Below are 20,255 nucleotides of genomic sequence, written 5' to 3'. Positions count from 1 at the left end.
GATGTCGATTTTTGAGTTCGCGTCTTGCTGGAATCCGGCGGATTTTTGAACCGGGCGCCGCACGCCGGCTCAGTAGGTCTCTGCGCACACGCCGTAGCCGCACGGATGGACCATGAAGGCGCCGGCGACGGCGCTTCGCAAGCCCGGGAAGGTCGCGAGCGCCGCCCCCGTCTCGATGTCGTAGAGGACGCCGTCGTAGCGCGAGTAGAGCGCCGTCGCCGAGACCGGCTGGATCCCGTAGTTGTCGCTCACATCCCCGGAGTCGGTGCGGATAGGGATCCTCGGCAGTGGCGGCGCGTCGACCGGGTTGCCGAGCTCGTCGTAGATCGTGGAGGCCTGATACGTCCAGGGGCTGCTTTGGAGGAAGCGGGTGTACGACTGGACGAGAACGTGGGTGTCGTCGAGCCAGCCGATCGCGCAGCCGGGCACCACGTTGACGAGCGCGCTGTCCTCGTAGAGCTGCGTGAACCCGCAGCCTTCCGAGGGGGCGGAGTCCGTGACGACAACGTGGTGACCGTCGGGGGAGACGAGCGGCGCCGGCCGGTGCCCGGTGTCCTGGAAGAGCGGCGCGCTGCCCGCCCAGTCGCTCACGACGCGCTCCGTCCTGTGCGAGTCGACGTGGTAAGTGCGGCCGACCGTGCTGCCGTCGAAGGACATCGAGAAATCTTGAATCACCTCCTCGCGCGAGAGCGAGGCGAGCTGCGCGCCGTCCGGCAGCGAGAAGAGACGGAGTGATGTGTCCGTGACCATCGGATCGAGGGCGGCGCGCGCCGCGAGCAGGCCGCCGTCCGCCGAGAGCAGCACCTTGTTGCTGTGGAACGGAACGACAGCCGAGGGTCCGGCGTCGAGCGCCGCCGTATCATAGACGAGCGTCTTCCCCGAACCCGTCGCGAGCGCCACGTGCCCCGAGGGAGCGCCTGCGACGGAGTGGAGCGCGCCGCAGCCGAGCAGCCCCGTGCTATCCGGATCGGTGAGGGTGCCCTTGTACGAGATCGCGCCGTACACGTTCGAGACCGCCAGGCGCAGCTCCTGGTCGATGTGGACGTGGGCGTTCGCGACCAGCGGCGGCACGTGTTCGCTCAGGGTCACCTCGGGGCCGTCGAGATCGATGATGTCGAGCCTCGACGCTTGCTTGTGGAGCAAGGCGAGCGCACGCTCGGTCGGCGTGAACGTGTAGCGATAGTCGGCTCGGTCAGGGTACTCGGCGACGGGGACGGCCCCGCCTCCGACGCGATAGACCATGAGCGGAGAGCCCGCTCTGTCGTCCGCGAGCATCCAGAAATAGTCGCGCGTCCCCGCGAGTTGCGTGGTCGACGGCAGGTTGACGATGCCCTCCTGGATCGCCGCCTTCGAGTACACGCGCACCGTCGTGCCGACGGTGGCTAGAAATCGCTCGCCGTCCTGGAACCAGGAGTGGAATGAGCCCGAGAGCTCGGGGGTGACCGTGGGAGGCGAGCCGTCAGCGGGGAGCACCGCGATGCTATTTTGCAGGGGAACAGGAGGCTCCGGTGCGATCCGGAGCGCATCCGGCGCCGCGTAGACGTCGCCGTGGTGGTTCACCGCTGCGGACCAGCGCTCGACCCCCGCGGTGCTCCAGAGCGTGATCGTGCTGGTGGACTGGCGGCGCGTCCAGGCGTAGCTGCCGTCGCTCGCGAGCCCCGCCTGATCGTACTCGGTGGTCACGGAGGCCAGGACGGAGCCGTCGATGGCGCTGCGCAGCTCGAAGGCGTGCTCGGGGTCCGTCTGGATCAGCACGATGTTGCCGCGGAGGACCACGCCGCCGGGCAACTCGAACGGCAGGGTCCCGAGCGTCGGGCTGCCGGGGTCGAAGCCGCCCGGCGCGTGTCCGTCGGCGATCGCAGCGCTGGAGTCGGTATCCCAGAGCATCCAGCGATCGTAGTCCCAGCTCAGCACGCGGCTTCCGGAGACGAAGAGCCGGCTGAGGCCTTTCTGGTGACCGAGATCGAGAAAGGCCTCCGGAGGGCCGAACGAGGTGCCTGCAGTGCCGCACGGCCCGAGGGCGGCACTGCCCTCTTCGCCGCCGCCGGCGCCGCCGGCTCCTTCGCCGCCGGCACCTGACGTGGAGTTCTCACCGCCCGAGCCCCCGGCGCCGCCCGAGCCCGACGTGGAGCTCTCACCGCCCGAGCCCCCGGCGCCGCCCGAGCCCGACGTGGAGCTCTCACCGCCCGAGCCCCCGGCGCCGCCGTGGCCTCCGGAGCCGGGGGTGGGATTCTCGCCGCCGGAGCCTCCGTCTCCTCCGCCTCCGCCCCCGGAGCCGCCCTCCGTGCCGGTCGTCGTTCCAGGAGCAGCTCCGCCTCCGCCGAGGTTTCCGCCCCCTGCGTCGGAGCAACCGAGGAGAGCGATGAACGACACCGCGACAATCTGGGTGGATCTCGTGTCCATGGCGCCTTCGATGCCGCCGATCCCCTGGCCATTCATTGCCAAGGCGGCTCCAGGGGGCGTCGCAGGGATCGAGTCTGCACAATCGAAGTTGTTGCGCGTCCCCTCCCCTTCTACCACCCGAGTGAGCGGGACAATGCGACCTTGAGAGTGATCTAGATACGGTCGAGCGCCTTCATCGCGTCATCGGGCAGCTCGAGATCTGCCGCCGCGAGGTTCTCGCGCAGGTGCTCGACGCTCGATGTCCCGGGAATGAGGAGGATATTGGGCGAGCGCCGCAGCAGCCACGCGAGCGCGACCTGCATCGGCGTCGCGCCGAGCTGACGCGCGACGTCGGACAGCGTCGAGGACTGGAGCGGCGAGAAGCCGCCGAGCGGGAAGAACGGCACGTACGCGATGCCCGCCGCGGCGAGGCTGTCGATCAACGCGTCGTCCTGCCGGTGCGCGAGGTTGTACAGGTTCTGCACGCACACGATCTCCGTCATCGCGCGCCCCTCTTCCACCTGCTTCGCGGTCACGTTGCTGAGACCGATGTGGCGGACCTTGCCCTCGCGCTGCAGCTTCATGAGCGCGGAGAGGGGCGCCTCGATCGAGCCTTCCGCGGGGCCCTGCGCGTCGAACAGGATGCGCAGGTTCACGACGTCGAGCGCGTCGAGGCCGAGATTCCGGAGGTTGTCGTGGACCGCGCTCGCGATGTCCTCGGCGGCGAACGCCGGCTCCCAGGATCCCTGTGGGCCGCGTCTTGCGCCGACCTTCGTGGCGATCACCAGATCCCTCGGATACGGGTGCAGCGCCTCGCGGATGATCTGATTCGTGACGTGCGGCCCGTACACGTCGCTCGTGTCGATGTGATCGACGCCGCGCTTCACCGCCTCGCGCAGCACGGCGAGCGCGGCACCGCGGTCTCTCGGCGGTCCGAACACGCCCGGCCCGGCGAGCTGCATGGCTCCGTACCCGAAGCGCTTCACCGTGCGACTGCCCATCTTGAACGTCCCGACCTTGGCTAGATCCGTCATGGCTGTCGACGGTAGGCGACGACGGGGTGTATGATAAGAGCCCCGAATCAGCACGGCCCGTGCGGAAAGGCGAACAATGGCAGTGGATCTCGACGACGTCCGGGTCTTCGCCGCGGTGGCGCGCGCCGGCGGCTTCCGCGAGGCGAGCCGCACGAGCCGCACGAGCGCGTCGAGCGCGAGCGAGGCGGTGCGCCGGCTGGAGGGCGAGCTCGGTGTTCGGCTTCTTCATCGGACGACCCGCAGCGTCGCGCCGACCGAGGCCGGCGCGCGGCTCCTCGAGCGGCTCGGTCCTGCGCTCGCCGAGATCGCAGCGGCGCTCGACGTCGTGAAGAGCTCGAGCGAAAAGCCAGCCGGCACGCTCCGGTTGAACGTCCCCGTCGTCGCCGCGCGGCTCGTGCTCCCACGGATCTTGCCGCCGTTCCTCGCCGCATATCCCGATATCCGCGTCGAGGTGACGGCGGACGACACGCTCGTCGACATCCTCGCCGCGGGCTGCGACGCAGGCATTCGTTACGAAGAGACGCTCGAGAAAGACATGATCGCGGTCCCGATCGGCCAGCGCGAGCAGCGCCTGGCGCTCGCGGCGTCGGGCGCCTACCTCGAGCGGCACGGGCGCCCGACCCATCCGCGCAAGCTCCTCGATCACGCGTGTCTGCGCGGCCGCTTCCCGAACGGCGCGCTGTGCCCGTGGGAATTCGAGCGCGACGGCGAGGTCGTGAAGGTCGACCCGACCGGCCCCCTCGTCGGCAGCCTCGGGAGCGCGACGGACCTCCTCGTGGACGCCGCGATCGCGGGCACCGGTCTCATCTACTGGTTCGAGGACTGGCTGCGCCCGCACCTCGAGAGCGGCGCCTTGAAGCCGGTCCTGGAGCGCTGGTGGTCGCGTCTCTCCGGCCCCTTTCTTTATTATCCGAGCCGCCGCCACATGCCCGCGGCGCTTCGCGCGTTCGTGGACTTCATCCGCGCGGACACCAAATAGTCATGGTGGGAGCATGGGAGATCGATTCACCGGCTATCGGGCAGGCGATGCGCTGCGGAGCTGCCTCGCGGCACCGCTCCCGACCCTCGCGGCCGAGCTCCACGTGCTCCGGGCGCCGCCTTCCGCCGCTCAGCGCGGCGTGCTGCTCGCCGCCGGCACCGCCGTGCGCTGCCCCGAGCCCGAGCGCGCGCCGCCCTTGATGCGCGCCTCCGTCACGACCTCGTCCCACTGCGCGTCGTACCCATCGAAGTGGACCCGGTAGGAGCCGGGGGCGACGACGCCGGTGATGATCGCGGGCTTGTACGAGCCCTTCCACTCGACCTCGACGCGGTCGCCGACCTTCCGCGCGCCGCCCTCGCCCGAGGCGCGCTGCTCCTCGTCGCGCAGGCGCCGGGCGCTCCCCTCGTGCAGGCATTGCTCGCGGTGGCAGGCGAGGCCTGAAGCGCAGTCGTCGTCCGCGCGGCACGGAGACCCGAGCGGCGCCTTCTTTCCGCAGGCGGCGAGCGCCGCAGGCACGGCGGCCAGGATCACGAGCGCTCTCAGGAAGGTAACGGCTCGAACGCGCACGACACGGCATCCCAGCAGAGCGGCCGCGGCCCGACAACAGGGATCGCGCGCCGGCGACCGGCGCCCCCACCGCCCCCGGCGCGCCGCGCCCCGCCACCGCCACCGGGGCCGCCCTACCCGGGCCGCCCTCTGCTATGGTCGCCCCCGCTGTGCGTCTGCTCGCCGCCCTCGCGCCCGTGGCCCTGCTCGTCGCGGCGCCGCCGCTCCTGGGCTGCGGCGGCGGCCCCGCGAAGGACGCGGGCGTGTGTGCAGGCGCGGGCGTCTGCGGCGCCGGCTACTGCGTCGCCGGGCGCTGCCGGCCGGCGAGCGCCCTCCCCGCGCCCCTCGACGCGCGCCGCGTGCTGCTCCCGCCCGAGGACCTCGCCGTCCTCGTCGAGGACGACGCCGCGGCAGCGCCGGGCGTCCCCGACGCCGTCGCGCTCGGGCGCGCCGGGGGCGGTGAAGTCGTCCTGCTGCTCCGGTTCTCGCCGACCTTCGGCGTCGGCGCCGACATCGCGAGCGCCTTCGTCGTGCTGGAGCCGGCCCCGATGGCGCCTCCCGCCGAGCGCGCGCTCACCCTGGAGGTCGCGCGCATCCTCGAGCCGTGGCGCTCCGAGACGGCGACGTGGGGGCGGCAGCCGCGGCTGTCGATCCCGGAGGCCGCCGCCATCGCGCGGCCCCGACCGGCGACGCCGCTGCGGATCGACGTCACCTCGCTCGTGCGCGACTGGGCCAGGCGGCGCAAGGACGACCACGGCATCGCCATCCTCGCGGCGGGGAGCGACGCCGTCGGGGCCGCCTACTCGATGGGCATCTCCCAGGGCGTCGGCCCCCGCCTCGAGGTGTACGTACGGTGAGCAACGGCCAGGACGACGAGGACGACGACCTCGGCGCGCGGAACTCGCTCCCGCTTCCCCTGATCCGCCACGACCTCGGCGAGAGAAGGCCGCCCGTACCCAGCGCGCCTCCCCTGCCCAGCGCCCCGGCCACACCCGACCCCTCGAGCGCGGGCGCTCTTCCCGCGCCCGCCACGCCGACCGCAGGCGCTCGTCCCGCGCCCAGCGCCTCCGCCGTCCCCCACGGCGCCCTCGCGCGCGGCCTGCTCGACGACGACGAGCCCGCCGTCACCCAGCGCTCGACGGCGAGCGGGCGCCCCCTCCCGCTGCCCCGCACCGCGCCGCCCCTCTCGCCCGAGGAGGCCCCGCCGCCCACGCTGCTCCGGGTGAGCGACCTCCGCGTCTCGTTCGCCGCCGACGGCCGCGTCACGCGCGCCCTCGACCGCGTCTCGTTCACGGTGCCGCGCGGGCGCACCGTGGCGCTCGTCGGCGAGTCGGGCTGCGGCAAGACGGTGACCGCGCTGAGCATCCTGCGGCTGCTGCCCGCGCCCTACGCGTCCATCGACGGCGGCTCGATCGAGCTCGACGGCCAGGACCTCCTCGCGCTGAGCGAGCGCGAGATGCGCGCCGTGCGCGGCGGGAAGATCGGCATGATCTTCCAGGAGCCGATGACCTCGCTGAACCCCGTGTACACGGTCAGCGCCCAGATCGCCGAGGCCATCCGGCTGCACCGGCCCATGTCCCGCGGCGACGCCCGTCTCTACGCCGTGAACCTCCTGCGCAAGGTCGGCTTCCCCGAGCCCGAGGTCCGCGCGAACAGCTACCCGCACGAGCTGTCCGGCGGGATGCGCCAGCGCGTCATGATCGCCATGGCCCTCGCGCCGGAGCCCTCGCTGCTCATCGCCGACGAGCCCACCACCGCGCTCGACACGACGACGCAGGCGCAGATCCTCGACCTCCTCGAGCGGCTCAAGGCAGAGACGTCGATGAGCCTCCTGCTCATCGCGCACGACCTCGCCGTCGTCGGCGAGCTCGCGGACGAGATCGTCGTCCTCTACGCCGGCGTCGTCGTCGAGCAAGGGCCGGCGCGCGACGTGCTCGCGGCGCCGTCGCACCCGTACACGCGCGCGCTCCTCAGGAGCATCCCGGCGCGCGGGATCCGCCCGCACCGCGTGCGCGGTGAGCGCTCGCTCCGCCTGCCGACCATCCCGGGCGCGCTGCCCGATCTGCGCGATCCTCCGCGCGGTTGCCGCTTCCAGGACCGCTGCGACGCCGTGTTCGACCGCTGCCGCGCCGAGGCGCCGGACCTGTACGCCGTCCCGCCCGGCGCGGGGCACCACGCGGCGCGCTGCTTCCTCCTCACGGGCCCGGGGCGCGCGGGCAACGAGGGCGCCTCGTGACGCGCGACAGCGGATCCCCGCCGCCCACGCAGCGCGACGAGCCCGCCGCGCCGCACCCGCACCCTGCAGCCGCGGCGCACCCGGAGGGCGTGGAGAGCGCGCCGGGCGAGCGGCCGCTCGTCCAGGCGGAGGGGCTCTCGAAGTTCTACCCGGTGCAGCGCGGCGCCTTCGCGAAGCCGTCGTTCGTGCAGGCCGTCGTCGAGGCGACCTTTCACGTCCACCGGGGCGAGACGCTCGGCCTGGTCGGCGAGTCGGGCTCCGGCAAGAGCACCCTCGGGCGCCTCGTGCTCCGGCTCATCGAGCCCACGGTCGGCCGCGTCCTCTTCGACGGCCACGACCTGAGCGCCCTGTCGAGCCGCGCGCTGAGGGCCATGCGCCGGCGGATGCAGATCGTCTTCCAGGACCCCTACGGCTCGCTCAACCCGCGCATGACGCTGCGCGAGATCGTCGGCGAGGGCATCGTCATCCACCGCCTCGCGAGGAGCCGCGACGAGGAGACCGCGATGGTCGAGGGCGCGCTCCAGAAGGTCGGCCTGCGGCCGGACATGATGGAGCGCTTCCCCCACGAGCTCTCCGGCGGCCAGCGGCAGCGGGTCGCGATCGCCCGCGCCCTCGCCGTGCGCCCGGACTTCATCGTCTGCGACGAGCCCGTGAGCGCGCTCGACCTCTCGGTGCAGGCCCAGATCGTCAACCTGCTGGAGGAGCTCCAGGACGAGCTGTCGCTCGGCCTGCTGTTCATCTCGCACGACCTCCGCGTCGTCGAGCACGTGAGCCACCGCGTCGCGGTGATGTACCTCGGCCGCATCGTGGAGATCGGCCCCACGCAGGGCGTGGCCGGGCGGCGGCACCACCCGTACACGCGCGCGCTCTTCGAGGCGACGCCGTCGCTCGAGCGGGGGAGCAAGGCGCGCCGCCTGCTGCCGGGCGCGCCCGGGAGCGCGATCAACCCGCCCGACGGCTGCGTGTTCCACCCTCGCTGCCGGAAGGCCGAAGAGGGCAAATGCGACGTCGAGATCCCGCCGCTCGAAGAGCTCGTCCCCGGCAGCGGCCACCGCGTGGCGTGCTGGTACCCCGAGATCGAGTGACGGCGGCGCGCCGGCGCGTCGCAGGATGAGCCGGGCCGGCCGCTGGTTCGTGCGCTGAGTATCGAGATGGCCTGGAACAGCTGGCCCGCCGGGAATGGCGCCCTGCGAGCGCAGCAGCTCACCTGCCCGTTACGGCTCAAATTGGCACAATCGAAGATCCGGTGTGTCACGCGCCAGAGGCGCTCCTGCGGGATCTGCGTTTGTCGCGCGAGGCATCCCTTTTGCTGCACGCCCCGCGCCGCCGCGCGCGAGGTTCGGTGGCGGAGCCACGAGGTGATGCGATGACGAGCGACGTGCTTCGCGTGCTGGCGGCAGCCCTGCTGTCCAGTGCGTGCCTGATGGGATGCAAGGACAGCGTGAATGACGGCGTTGGTGCCAGCAGCGGCAACGGCGGCAGCGGCGCCAGCAGCAGCAGCGGCGGCGAGGGCGGCACCGGCGGAAGCGGCGGCCACAACGGGGGCAGCGGCGGCGATGACAGCGGCGGCGGGGGCAACGACGACAGCGGCGAGGACGGCACCGGCGGCTGCGGCGAGGGCAGCGGCGGCGGCTGCGGCCTGTCGGACTGGCCGTGCGCGGTGCGCGACGTCGAGGGCACGATCCCCGGCGTGAAGATATCGATCGAGTCGAGCCGGTGCTCCTACCACGAACGAGAGCCGGCGGAGTTCATCTTCACGGTGACGACCGACTCGAGCGTCCCCCCGATCGACATAGCGGCCTCCACCGGCTGCGGGCGCTGCGTCGAACCGACGAGCGATCCGCTCTCGTTCGTCTCCTACAAGATCAGCGGCCTCTCGTGGGGCGCCGATCCGCAACCGCAGCTCTACTGCCTGTGCGACGTGGGCTGCTGCGCTCCCGACGAGGCGGTGACCGTGCAGGTCGACGCGACGACGGTGACGCAGACGATCCGCTGGTCCGGGCGGCAGTGGACCGGGCCGTCCGATACGAGCAACCCGGAGGGCGCCTTCTTCCAGGCGGGGAGCTACGATGTCGAGGTGACGTTCGACGGGCAGGAGCAGGGCTCCGTGACGGCGAAGCTGCCGATCGAGATCTACCCCTGAAGCACGGCTGAGGCGAAGCCGGCAGGCAGGTAGCGGCCCAGGCTGGCACAGTCGACGGCCCGGGGTGGTGCGAGCCACGGCCTGTCCCTCCGGAGCCCGCGCGCGCCTCGCGGAGCATCTCCCTTGCTGCCGATCGCGCGCCGCCGCAGACAGGCGGCGTGGCGCGAAGGAGGGAGAGGTGAGGGAATGGCAAACGACATGCTTCGAGCTCTGGCGATAGCCTTGCTGTCCGCCGCGTGCGCGACCGGATGCGGCGGCAGCAAGGAGGGCGCCGGGAGCGGCGGCGACGGCGAGAGCAGCAGCAGCAGCGGCGGCGACCGCGGGCTGCCGCCGGGGGCCGAGCCGTGCGCGGTGCGCGACGTCCAGGGCACGATCCCGGGCGTGACGATATCGATCGAGTCCAGCCGCTGCGTCTACTGGAGGGGCGAGCCAGCAGAGTTCGTCTACACGGTCACGACCGACTCGAGCGTCCCTCCGATCGAGATCGCGGCCTCGGACGGGTGCGGGCACTGCGTCGTGCCGAGCGCGGATCCGCGCTCGTTCGTCACGTACCAGATCACCGGGCTGTCGACGGCGGGGGATCCACAGCAGTACTGCCTCTGTGACACCGGATGTTGCGCTCCCGACGACGCGGCGACCGTGCAGGTCGACGCGACGGCGGCGACGCACACGATCTCCTGGTCGGGGCGGCAGTGGAGCGGGCCATCGGACACGGACAACCCGGAAGACGAGTTCTTCGCGCCGGGGACCTACGATGTCGAGGTGACGTTCGACGGGCAGGAGCAGGGCTCCGTGACGGCGAAGCTGCCGATCGAGATCGTCCGCTGATCTCGCGCGCCGGCGATCCCGCAGGGGATCCCCGGCGCGCGAGGCGGCGCCGCCGGGCCGCCCGGGCTTTCTGCTAAGGTCCGCGGGCATGCATGCCTGGCGCGGACACGCCTTCGGTCCCCCCGAGATCCTCGTCTGGGAAGAGGTCGACGACCCCCCGCTCGCCGAGGGGGAGGTCCGGATCGAGGTGGCCGCCGCCGCGATCAACTTCCCCGACGTGCTCTTCACGGCGGGCGCCCACCAGGTCAAGCCGACTCCGCCGTTCATCCCCGGCTTCGAGGTCGCCGGCCTCGTCGTCGAGAGCCGCGAGCCGTCCCTCCCGCCGGGCGCCCGCGTGGCCGCGACGCTCCCCGGCTCCGGGGGGTACGCGACGCACGCCATCGCGGGGCTGCGCACCACCTATGCGCTCCCGGACGCGATGCCGTTCGAGGACGCCGCGGCGATGACCATCACCTACCAGACAGGCTATTTCGCGCTCCACCGGCGCGCCGGCGTCCAGCCGGGCGACACGGTCCTCGTGCACGCCGGCGCGGGCGGCGTCGGCAGCGCGGCGATCCAGCTCGCCAAGGCGGCCGGCGCGACCGTCATCGCGACCGCCGGCGGCGAGGAGAAGACGGCGGTCTGCCGCGCCCTCGGGGCGGACGTCGCGATCGACTACCGGCGCGAGGACTTCGTCGCCATCGTGAAGGAGCGGACCTCGGGCCGGGGCGCCGATATCGTCTTCGACCCCGTCGGCGGCGACGTCTTCGATCAGTCGACGAAATGCGTCGCCTTCGAGGGACGCATCGTGGTGATCGGCTTCGCCTCCGGCCGCATCCCCGCGGCGCGCGCGAACCACCTGCTCGTGAAGAACTATTCGGTCGTCGGCCTCTACTGGGGCACCTACAGCCGCGCCCGGCCCGATCTCACGCGGAGGGCGCAAGACGAGCTCTACGCGCTCTACGGCCAGGGCGCGATCAAGCCGCTCGTCTCGGCTGCGCCGCCGATGGCGGAGGCGAAGGCGGCCATGACAGCGGTCGCGTCCCGCGCGACCACCGGCAAGGTCGTGCTCATGAACCGGCGATAACGGCCGGCCGCCGCCCGGGAGATCGGCAGCGGCGCAGAGCAAGGGCTCAGTTGCAGTCGGCGCCGATGGACGCCTCGGACAGCTCGCCGATCGTGTCCTGATCCGCCGTGATCAGGGCGAAGCCGTGGGGGAACAGCGCCTCCTGGCCGTCGTTGCGGTTGACGCGCTGGCGCTCGCTCCCGGGCCACTAGAACGAGAGCCTGCCCTGGAACTGCTGCTTGCCGAACAGCACGTCGGCCACGCCGCCGCCCTCGGAGCCCGGGAGCCACGCGGCCACGAAGGCGTCCGAGCGGTTCAGCTCCTTGTTGACATAGAGCGGACGGCCCGACAGAAAGACCGTCACGATCGGCAGATCCGGCTTGGCCGTGCGGATCGCCTAGAGGACCTCAAGCATGTCAGATTCTAGAGAATATGGGAAATTCCAGGTCTACGCTATAAAAACGACTGCCAACGGGGCACATGTGACAGGTCGCCTCATCGCGGGCACGTTCACACGGGGTAAATCCGTTCATTCTGCCCACCACGCCGACGAGATGGGCGTGAAACAGGGGGAGCCGGTCGAGCTCGATCTCTTGATCGATGGAATTGTCATCTACAGTAACGAGATCGACGAAATTCAGGAGGGCCTTACCGCGTTGATACGGTTCCAAGGCCACTGGCCCGGCCAGATCTCACAAGGATGGATTTTGGAGGGCGGCTGACCCTCTCACACTGCATCCGTCTGCCACGGGAAGATGCCGAAGCCGGTGGGGCTGAGAAGCCGCTCGCCGAGCCCATGCACCTTCGACCCGCCCGGTATTGTTGATGTTGAGCCTTGCCATCGACCGCTGTCCATGCGCCAGGTGAGCGGGCCGAAGATGGGGATGTCGAAGGCCCGGAGCGGATAATGGATCGGTTCCCAGCGGCGGCACCTGTTGCAAAGACCGTCGCTTTCGCCACGCCGATCGACGTCCACCCGGGGCATCGAAAGCCCCGTGATTTCCTAGCCCAGATCAGGCCACTTCCGAGGACGATTGTGGAACAGCCAGGAGGGCTCGATGGAGGGTGGTCGGGTGAACGCCGAGGGCGGCGGCGACCTCCCGGATGGATCTCCCCGCCCGTCGAAGCTCGACAGCTCGCCCGATGTCGAACTCGACCCTCGGCCTGCCGAGCTTGGCGCCACGTCTCTTCGCGGCCTGGAGCCCGGCCTTGGTCCTCTCCCGGATCAGCTCCCGTTCCAGCTCAGCCATGGCGGCGATGATGGTGAAGCTGAACCTCCCGGCCGGTGTGCTCGTGTCGATGCCGTCGTGCATGGAGATGAAGTCAATGCCCCTGGCCCGGAAGTCGTCGAGCGCGATCACGGGGTGGCGGACCGGCCGGGCGAAGCGGTCGAAGCGACAACAGGCCACGAGGTTCAGCTCGCCGTGATGGGCATCCTTCATGAGAAGGTCTGGCTCGGGCCCGCGATTCTTTGGCGCCTCTAACGCCATGGTCCACGTACTCCCCCGCGTTCGTCCAGCCTCGTTGTTCGGCTAGCCGGCGAAGGCCATCGAGCTGATCAGCAGGCGACGGCGCTGAACCTGCGCGGCAGGCCGTACCAGGTGTATGATGGCGCGGGCGTGGTGACGAGCCAGGCGTACGACTTCAAGGGCAACGTGCTGCAGGCCTCGCGCCGGCTGCGGAGCGACGTGCACGCGGACGCCGACTGGTCGGTGCTGTCGGCGCTGACGGATGTGTCCGCCATCGCGACCGCGGCCGAGCCGCTGCTGGAGGCCGAGAGCTTCGGCACGCAGACGGCGTACGATGCGCTGAACCGCCCAACCAGCCTGACCGCCCCGGACGCGAGCGAGGTCAAGCCGACGTACAACGAGGCGGGGCTGCTCGAGCGGGTCGAGGCGCGCGTTCGAGGCGCGGTGGCGTGGACGACGTTCGTCGACAACATCGATTACGACGCGAAGGGGCAGCGCGAGCGGATCGAGTATGGCAACGGCACCTCGACGGCGTACACGTATGACCCATTGACGTTCCGGCTCTCGCGCCTGAAGACGACGCGGAGCTCGGACAGCGCGGTGCTGCAGAACCTCACGTATGTGTACGACCCCGTCGGGAACATCGTGGAGATCAGGGACAGCGCGCAGCAGACGGTGTTCTTCAACAATGCCGTGGTGTCACCGAGCGCGCAGTACGTGTACGACGCGGTCTACCGGCTGATCGAAGCGACGGGGCGGGAGCATGCGGGCGGGCTGTCGGACGCGCCGCGGGACCAGAACGACGTGCCGATCCAGTCGCTGCCGCACGCGAACGACGCGCAGGCGCTGAGGAACTATACCGAGCAGTACATTTATGACGCCGTGGGCAACCTGCGGAGGATGGTGCACCAGGCGGGCACGGGGAGCTGGACGCGGTGGTATGCGTACGAGGAGACGGCGAACAACCGGCTGACGAGCACGACCGGAGACCCGGCGAACGGGCCGTTCCGCAACTATGCGCATCACGCGCACGGCAACATGACGTCGATGCCGCACATCACGGCGCTGACCTGGGACGAGAACGACCAGGTGCGGAGCACGGATCTCGACGGCGGCGGCGATGTCTATTACGACTACGACGCTGCGGGCCACCGCGTGCGCAAGGTCTGGGAGCACAACGGGCTTGTGGACGAGCGCATCTACCTCGGCGGCTACGAGGTGTACCGCAGGCGCAACAGCTCGGGGCTGGCGCTGGAGCGGCAGACGCTGCACGTGATGGATGGCGCGCGGCGGGTGGCGATGGTGGAGACCAAGACGGTCGACACGTCGGGTCCGTTCACGGTGACGCCGCGGGTGCGCTACCAGCTCGACAACCACCTCGGGTCGGCGTCGCTGGAGGTCGACGGGGCGGGGCTGGTGATCGGCTACGAGGAGTACCACTCCTTCGGGACGACGGCGTACTGGTCGACCAGCAGCGCGGTGGAGCTGAGCCGGAAGCGGTATCGCTACACGGGCAAGGAGAAGGACGAGGAGACGGGGCTGTACTACCACGGGGCGCGGTATTACGCGCCGTGGCTCGGGAGGTGGACCGCTGCGGATCCGCTTGGGCTCGTGGACGGGGTCAATTTATATGCCTATGTGTCGAACAACCCGGTCAGGTTGCGCGACCCGACGGGCACTGAGGGGCAGCCCCACGATATCCCCGTGCGCGTACGGCCGCAGGGGGCGCCGAGCAATGTGGATCGATGGGCGTACTCCCCTCATGGGGCGGGAATCGTCACCGGCAGCACCGGGGAGTTCGCCCAGAAGACGAAGGGGCTTCAGGTTTTCGTGTTCGACCCGAACGCTCCGGAGGCGAACACGGCAACAATGAAGAAGGCCGCGGCGTTGCATGAGGCGGATGTGCTGGCCGGCAAGCTGGCCGAGGCGCTGAAACCGAGCGGCGGAGCAGATGGGGGGAGCGCGCCGTCGCCGTGGGAACAGTTCGCGCAGGGCAATCAGGCGACGCAAGAGCTCGCGCTCGCGGCGGGGCTCGCGAATCTCGCGCTGGACGAGGACATCACGCCGCGCGACGGGAGCAGTCCACACGGCATCGTGGGCGGGCGCAACGAGGGGGCGGAGGCGACGCCCATCCAGCAGGCGGCAACGAGCGTTGTGCAGCTCGCTGCCGCCGTGGCGGCGCAGGCGATCGTCAAGGCGATCCGCAAGGCGACGGCGCTCAGCAAGACGCTGATGCTGCCCCCGAAGCCGGTCCCTGTCGGCACGAGCGGGCTGAGTGTCCCAAAGCTTGGACCACTGACGGCTGGGAAGAATTTCAAGGAGCATTTCGTGAACCACCGAGCGGCTGTGGAGAACGCGCTGGGGGTGAAGTTCGGGAAGCTCAAGGACGGCGGAGGTGAGGCTCTACTCAAGGCGCTGAGCGATAGAATCGAGAACGGCACTTTCAAATATGTCGGGCAGGGAACCCTAAAGAAGGGGGCTGAAGCCATGAGCATCTACCGTGGTCGTGGACTGACCATTGTCGTCAAGAGCAGCGGAGAATGGGTTACAGCGCTCAAGTCCGGCGAGGGGATGGATCTTGCGATCCGGATGCTGCCATGATGATGTCGAAGATCAAAGACGCGCTGAGCGGCGCACGGCTCACGGATGTCCTTGTGACCGGCTTTGTCGACAAGGATGAACGACCGGTGCGCTTTCACGCGCTGTGGCGTGCGGTTTACTTCGAATTCGACAATGTGCTGCTAAAGATGGCCGTCGTCGGAGATTCGGGACGGATTCGGCTGTTCCTGGCCGATGAAGTATCCAACGAGGCGGATCTGGATGACGACATGCTGCCTGCGTTGTCGTCTGTCAGGCTGCAGGTGCTTCGCGATCCCGATGGCTCAAATGTGCTCGCGACCATTCGAACCTGGAACACGATCCAGTCTTCTGAATGGATCGAATGCTCTGCGGCTCGTCTCGATTTCGTCAACGGGCAGCAGATATTCATTGACCCGCTGAATTACTTCGGCATCCAGCTCGGCGGTCGCGAGCAAGAGGAGGTCTGGAAACAAAACGCGCAGGAGTCTTGGTTGGCGAGCATGGAGATCGCGTGAAGGGGTAGTGGCCGAGCATGTCTGGGCAGGTTTTCCATCCCAGTCTGGGATCGGCCGCGAGGCGTGTGCCCTTCTCGTCGATCCACGTCAGCATCAGGTTCGCCGTGTCGTCGCGGAGCTCGAGCGGCGGCAGCTCGGCGACGGCCTGCGCCGGCGTGGTACCGTCGTCGCGCTTCTCCTTGCACGCCGGGCCGAGCGCCGCCGCAGCGAGCAGCAGTACGAGCCGTTCTTCAGCGCGACGGGGGAGTACGCGACGGCGGCCATGAAGGCAGTCGCGTCCCGCGCGACCACCGGCAAGGTGGTGCTCACGACCGCGCGAGGCGGCGGCGCGTGACGCGCTGACGCGCTGACGCGCTGATCACGAAGACCCGGCCCGCCGCGTGGCGGGCTGGGTCCTCGGCCTATCTCACGAAGGCCGCCGCCGCTGCGGAGAGCGGGGAGAGCGGCAGCGGCGCGGAGGATTTGATCAGTTGCAGCCGCTCGCGGTGGACGCCTCCGGGAGCGCCGCAGGCGTCTCCTTGTTCTCCGTCGTCAGGCCGAAGCCGTACGGGAACAGCGCGCCGTCTTCACCGCGGTTGACGCGCTGGCAATCGGTCGCAGGCCAGGAGAACGAGAGCTTGCCCTGGAACTGCTGCTTGCCGAACAGCACGTCGGCCACGCCGCCGCCCTCGGAGCCCGGGAGCCACGCGGCCACGAAGGCGTCCGAGCGGTTCAGCTCCTTGTTGACATAGAGCGGACGGCCCGACAGAAAGACCGTCACGATCGGCAGATCCGGCTTGGCCGTGCGGATCGCCTGGAGGACCTGCAGATCCTCGGGGTGGAAGACCGCGTGCTCCAGCGTCTTCGCGTGCGGGGTGTCGTCCGTCGCGAGCTGGATGTCCCCGTACATCTCGGCATAAGGCGTCTCGCCGATCACCACGATCGCCGCGTCGAAGCTCCCCGAACTGGCGGCGGAGCCGTTGGCGCTCAGCGTCGCCTGGCCGCCGCCGGCCGAAACGAGGTCCTGGATCCCCTTGAGGATCGACGTCGCGCCGGGGAAATCGGCGTTCGTCACGTCGGTGCCCTGCCACGTCCGCGACCAGCCGCCGGCCTGGTTCGGGATGCTGTCCGCGGACTTGCCCGCGACGAGCACCTTCGCCGACGCGGCGAGGGGCAGGACCCCGCCGGCGTTCTTGAGGAGGACAAGAGATTTCCGGACCGCCTCGCGCGCGAGGGCCCGGTGCTCCGCTTGCCCGAGCACCGACTGATCGCCCGCGAACATCCGCTTCGACGGCGCCTGCTTGGTCTTCTTCGGGCCGAGGAGCCCCGCCCGCATCTTGACCCGCAAGATCCTCGTCACGGCGTCGTCGACCCGCGCCATCGAGATCTGGCCCCCCTTCACCTGACTGAGCGTGTTATCGTAGAACGCCTTCCAGTCGTCCGGGACCATGATCATGTCCACACCGGCGTTGATCGAGGCGGCGCACGAGGAGTTGGTGCAGCCCGACACCTGCCCATGACCGTTCCAGTCGCCGATGACGAACCCGTCGAAGTGGAGCTTGTCCTTCAGCACCCCGGTGAGCAGATCGCCCTTCCCGTGCATCTTCTGGCCGCGGATGCTGTTGTACGACGCCATGACCGTCTGCGCGCCCGCCGGAATGGCAGACAGGTAGCCCTGCGCGTGGATCGTGCACAGCTCGGTGTCTGAGGCGAGGTTGTTCCCCTGGTCATCGCCCTTGTCGGTGCCGCCGTCACCGATGAAGTGTTTGGCTGTCGCGATGACGCGCGTCGCGCCGAGGAGATCAGGGCTGTTCGCGGCGCCCTGGATGCCCTGCACGACCCGGCCCGCATAGGCGTTCACGATCTCGGGATCCTCGGAGTAGCCCTCGTACGTGCGGCCCCAGCGGTCGTCGCGCACGGTCGCGAGCGTCGGCGCGAAGGTCCAGTCGAGCCCGGTCGCGAGGACCTCCTTGGCCGTCGCGGCGCCGATGCGCTCGAGCAGCTCGGGGTCGTGGGCGGCGCCGAGGCCGATGTTGTGCGGGAAGAGCGTGGCGCCGCGGACATTGTTGTTCCCGTGCACCGCGTCGATGCCCCAGATGATCGGGATGGCCACGCGGCCACCGCTGGTGTCCACCGAGGCGTTGTAGAAGTCGTCGGCGAGCTTCACCCAGTCCGCCGCCGTCGCGTTCTTGTTCTTCCCCGGCCAGGAGCCGCCGCCGTTCAGCACGGAGCCGATGTTGTACTGCTTCACCTCGGCCGGCGTGATCTTCTGGATCTCGGCCTGCACCATCTGGCCGACCTTCTCCTCCACCTTCATCTTGCCGAGCAGCTCGGTGATGGCCGCCTCGATCGCCGGATCCTGCGCGATCGCGCTCCGCACCTCGGGCCAGCCATTGTCGCAGGGCAGGAGGCCGACGCTGTCCCCGGCGCCGCTGCCGCCGCCTCCGGTGCTGTCGCTGCCGCCGGTGCCGCCGCCTCCGGTCCCGGAGCCGCTGCCGGAGGAGCCAGCGCCAGCGCCAGAGCCGCTTCCGGAGCCAGAGCCGCTTCCGGAGCCAGCGCCGGCGCCGGAGCCGCTTCCGGAGCCAGCGCCGGCGCCGGAGCTGGCTCCGGAGCCGGTCGCGTTGTCGGACGTGTCGTCACCGCAGGCGGCCGGCGCGAGAACGACAGCCGCCGCCATGATCCATGTTGCATACCGTGTGAGGCGCATGAGTGCTCCCCTCTCTTGTCGATGAGATGAAGGATGGGCTTTAAGGTGAACCGTGACAGTCGAGCAAAGCGTCGATCGGGACGTGTAAGAAATATAAGACAGAGAGGGAACGTTCTAATCCATGACTCCCCCCGCACGCAAGCCCCGCTCACGCTGCGGACGAGGGTTCGCTCGCGTGTTCGCGGAAGCGTCACCGCCGCGCCGTCGCCATGAGCCCGAGCCAGTCCTTCCTCGTGCCTCGTGCCTCGTGCCTCGTGCCTCGTGCCTCGTGGCGCGCCGGATGACACGGTGCGTCCTGGGCCGCCACCGGTTAACCATAGTCCGAGTCGGGCCGCAATATACAAACCCGATGGCGCGGCGCGGTAATCCACCCGTGGCATAACGCGACAACCCGTGCACGAGCGAGGACGCGACGGGCTCATCGATGAACGCGGGCTCACCGGGGTCGAGCACATCATCTCCGATCCGAGGATCGAGAGATCGCGCGAGGAGACAAGGAGGAGCGCTGGCGTCCGCGCACTGACGAGAGACGCTCGGAGCAGTTGACATTACCTGCGTTCCGTCGGTATCGCGGGAGCCGGCGCTCAACGATCCACCATGAGGAGGACGGTGAACAGCTATCATGAGCTGTGGCACCTCGGGGATACGACGCAAACGCGGCACCACGCCGTACGCGAGCGCCAGCTCGTCGAGCCCGCCCTCGCGCGGTCGTACCCCCGCAATGCTGATTCCAGCGGGGTGCGGCGCGATCGGCGCGGTCAACGGGCCAGCGGACAGAGCCATGGGCTCACGCAGCACGGGCCGACGGGCGAGCCGAAACGTCTACCGTCGCGATTCAGCGGAAGCATATTCCGTCAAGGGAACAATGATAGAATCGTGACTTCTGTGCGGCAGTATTTACCCGCGAGACTGCACGCGCTTATTCTCCGCGCATGGTCTCTATCCCGCGTACTTCCATTCGTCTCTTCATGACCACCGCTACGCTGCTCCTCGCGCTCGCCGCGTGCGGTGACGACGAGGTCGACTTTGGCGCAGGCGGCGCAGGCGGTGAGGCCGGCGGCGGCACCTCCACCAGCACCAGCGCAGGAACTGGCGGCGGCACCACCAGCGGCACCGGCGGCGAGGGCGGCAGCGGCGGCGCTCCCGGCACCGGCGGCGAGGGCGGCAGCGGCGGCGCTCCCGGCACCGGCGGCGAGGGCGGCAGCGGCGGCGCTCCCGGAACCGGCGGCGAAGGCGGCAGCGGCGGCGCTCCTGGCACGGGCGGCGAGGGCGGCACCGGCGGCGCTCCCGGCACCGGCGGCGCAGGCGGCGCAGGCGGCGCAGGCGGCGCTCCCGGCACCGGCGGCGAGGGCGGCACCGGCGGCGCTCCCGGCACCGGCGGCGCAGGCGGCGAGGGCGGCGAGGGCGGCGCAGGCGGCGAGGGCGGCGCTCCTGGCACGGGCGGCGCCGGCGGCGATGACGGCGAGCCCGTACGGTGGGCCGACGTGGAGCCGATCCTGCTGGCAAAGTGCTCGCCCTGCCACACCCGCACGGATCCCGCGCCGGCCAGCGGCTTCGCCATCACCTACGAGTCCTCGCAGCTTGCCTCGAGCTCGACCCAGTGCGCCGTGGACCCGGGTGAACCCACGAGGACGCAGGGGGAGTGCGCCACCATCCGCATCCACGACCTCGACAACGCCACCCGCATGCCGCGCAACCGCGGATGCACCGGCGACCCGGCGCTCGACGCCGCGAAGTCTGCCTGCCTGACGGCCGCGGAGCAGAAGACCCTCGAGGACTGGATCCTGGACGGCCAGCTCGACTGATCCGAGG

Annotated in this window: 19 protein-coding genes; 12 read left to right on the top strand and 7 right to left on the bottom strand. The window is 70.1% G+C overall.

Features of this window, described 5'->3' with window-relative positions; translation table 11 throughout:
• Positions 1–69: 69 nt before the first annotated feature.
• Positions 70–2,445: a hypothetical protein gene (locus WMF39_RS46530; protein WP_437742865.1), complete on the bottom strand. Its 2,376-nt coding sequence runs from the start codon at positions 2,443–2,445 to the stop codon at positions 70–72.
• A 110-nt stretch (positions 2,446–2,555) separates the two neighbouring features.
• Positions 2,556–3,416, bottom strand: coding sequence for an aldo/keto reductase family oxidoreductase (locus WMF39_RS46525; RefSeq protein ID WP_437742864.1), 861 nt, complete (start codon positions 3,414–3,416; stop codon positions 2,556–2,558).
• A 76-nt stretch (positions 3,417–3,492) separates the two neighbouring features.
• On the opposite strand from WMF39_RS46525, the gene WMF39_RS46520 reads away from it, so the two are divergent.
• On the top strand, positions 3,493–4,395 hold the full coding sequence (locus tag WMF39_RS46520) for a LysR substrate-binding domain-containing protein (RefSeq protein WP_437742863.1): 903 nt from the start codon (positions 3,493–3,495) through the stop codon (positions 4,393–4,395).
• Between the two features lie 129 nt (positions 4,396–4,524).
• Here the strand turns inward: WMF39_RS46520 and WMF39_RS46515 are convergent, their stop codons facing one another.
• Positions 4,525–4,962: a hypothetical protein gene (locus WMF39_RS46515; RefSeq protein WP_437742862.1), complete on the bottom strand. Its 438-nt coding sequence runs from the start codon at positions 4,960–4,962 to the stop codon at positions 4,525–4,527.
• Between the two features lie 134 nt (positions 4,963–5,096).
• Between WMF39_RS46515 and WMF39_RS46510 the strand changes: the two genes are divergently transcribed.
• The 6 genes from WMF39_RS46510 to WMF39_RS46485 all read left to right on the top strand — a co-directional run bounded on the left by WMF39_RS46510 (position 5,097) and on the right by WMF39_RS46485 (position 11,214).
• Entirely contained in the window at positions 5,097–5,798 is a 702-nt protein-coding gene (locus tag WMF39_RS46510) for a DNRLRE domain-containing protein (RefSeq protein ID WP_437742861.1), read from the top strand.
• Positions 5,795–7,177, top strand: coding sequence for an ABC transporter ATP-binding protein (locus tag WMF39_RS46505; protein ID WP_437742860.1), 1,383 nt, complete (start codon positions 5,795–5,797; stop codon positions 7,175–7,177). The genes WMF39_RS46510 and WMF39_RS46505 overlap by 4 nt, the downstream gene beginning before the upstream one ends.
• Positions 7,174–8,262, top strand: a complete 1,089-nt coding sequence (locus tag WMF39_RS46500) for an ABC transporter ATP-binding protein (RefSeq protein ID WP_437742859.1) — start codon at positions 7,174–7,176, stop codon at positions 8,260–8,262. Before WMF39_RS46505 ends, WMF39_RS46500 begins: the two co-directional genes overlap by 4 nt.
• Positions 8,263–8,543: 281 nt before the next feature.
• Positions 8,544–9,320 (top strand): hypothetical protein, encoded by a 777-nt coding sequence (locus WMF39_RS46495; protein WP_437742858.1) that lies wholly within the window; start codon positions 8,544–8,546, stop codon positions 9,318–9,320.
• Positions 9,321–9,518: 198 nt separating this feature from the next.
• Positions 9,519–10,148, top strand: coding sequence for a hypothetical protein (locus tag WMF39_RS46490; protein WP_437742857.1), 630 nt, complete (start codon positions 9,519–9,521; stop codon positions 10,146–10,148).
• An 88-nt stretch (positions 10,149–10,236) separates the two neighbouring features.
• Entirely contained in the window at positions 10,237–11,214 is a 978-nt protein-coding gene (locus WMF39_RS46485; RefSeq protein WP_437742856.1) for an NADPH:quinone oxidoreductase family protein, read from the top strand.
• A gap of 187 nt (positions 11,215–11,401) precedes the next feature.
• On the opposite strand, the gene WMF39_RS46480 is transcribed toward WMF39_RS46485, so the two are convergent.
• Positions 11,402–11,557, bottom strand: a complete 156-nt coding sequence (locus WMF39_RS46480) for a glycoside hydrolase family 3 C-terminal domain-containing protein (protein ID WP_437742855.1) — start codon at positions 11,555–11,557, stop codon at positions 11,402–11,404.
• A gap of 49 nt (positions 11,558–11,606) precedes the next feature.
• Here WMF39_RS46480 and WMF39_RS46475 point away from each other — a divergent pair, with 49 nt between their 5' ends.
• Positions 11,607–11,915, top strand: a complete 309-nt coding sequence (locus WMF39_RS46475) for a hypothetical protein (RefSeq protein WP_437742854.1) — start codon at positions 11,607–11,609, stop codon at positions 11,913–11,915.
• A 5-nt stretch (positions 11,916–11,920) separates the two neighbouring features.
• Here WMF39_RS46475 and WMF39_RS46470 read toward each other — a convergent pair whose 3' ends face one another.
• Entirely contained in the window at positions 11,921–12,169 is a 249-nt protein-coding gene (locus tag WMF39_RS46470) for a hypothetical protein (RefSeq protein ID WP_437742853.1), read from the bottom strand.
• 37 nt (positions 12,170–12,206) lie between these two features.
• Positions 12,207–12,683, bottom strand: coding sequence for a recombinase family protein (locus WMF39_RS46465; protein WP_437742852.1), 477 nt, complete (start codon positions 12,681–12,683; stop codon positions 12,207–12,209).
• A gap of 129 nt (positions 12,684–12,812) precedes the next feature.
• Between WMF39_RS46465 and WMF39_RS46460 the strand changes: the two genes are divergently transcribed.
• Genes WMF39_RS46460 through WMF39_RS46450 form a run of 3 tightly spaced genes read left to right on the top strand, consistent with a single transcriptional unit; the run spans position 12,813 to position 16,091 of the window.
• On the top strand, positions 12,813–15,263 hold the full coding sequence (locus WMF39_RS46460) for an RHS repeat domain-containing protein (RefSeq protein WP_437742851.1): 2,451 nt from the start codon (positions 12,813–12,815) through the stop codon (positions 15,261–15,263).
• Positions 15,263–15,757, top strand: a complete 495-nt coding sequence (locus WMF39_RS46455; protein WP_437742850.1) for a hypothetical protein — start codon at positions 15,263–15,265, stop codon at positions 15,755–15,757. Before WMF39_RS46460 ends, WMF39_RS46455 begins: the two co-directional genes overlap by 1 nt.
• A gap of 7 nt (positions 15,758–15,764) precedes the next feature.
• On the top strand, positions 15,765–16,091 hold the full coding sequence (locus tag WMF39_RS46450) for a hypothetical protein (RefSeq protein ID WP_437742849.1): 327 nt from the start codon (positions 15,765–15,767) through the stop codon (positions 16,089–16,091).
• A gap of 132 nt (positions 16,092–16,223) precedes the next feature.
• On the opposite strand, the gene WMF39_RS46445 is transcribed toward WMF39_RS46450, so the two are convergent.
• Positions 16,224–18,443: a glycoside hydrolase family 3 protein gene (locus WMF39_RS46445; RefSeq protein ID WP_437742848.1), complete on the bottom strand. Its 2,220-nt coding sequence runs from the start codon at positions 18,441–18,443 to the stop codon at positions 16,224–16,226.
• A gap of 968 nt (positions 18,444–19,411) precedes the next feature.
• On the opposite strand from WMF39_RS46445, the gene WMF39_RS46440 reads away from it, so the two are divergent.
• The gene (locus WMF39_RS46440; RefSeq protein ID WP_437742847.1) at positions 19,412–20,248 is read left to right on the top strand and encodes a hypothetical protein; all 837 of its coding nucleotides are present in this window, start codon (positions 19,412–19,414) and stop codon (positions 20,246–20,248) included.
• The last annotated feature ends 7 nt before the right edge of the window (positions 20,249–20,255 follow it).

This window comes from Sorangium sp. So ce1504 (genome assembly GCF_051521635.1).
In the GTDB taxonomy this organism is placed as follows: Bacteria; Myxococcota_A; Polyangia; order Polyangiales; family Polyangiaceae; genus Sorangium; species Sorangium cellulosum_B.
The sequence above is the reverse complement of the archived record's forward strand: the minus strand, read 5'-3'. Positions and strand labels throughout refer to the sequence as shown.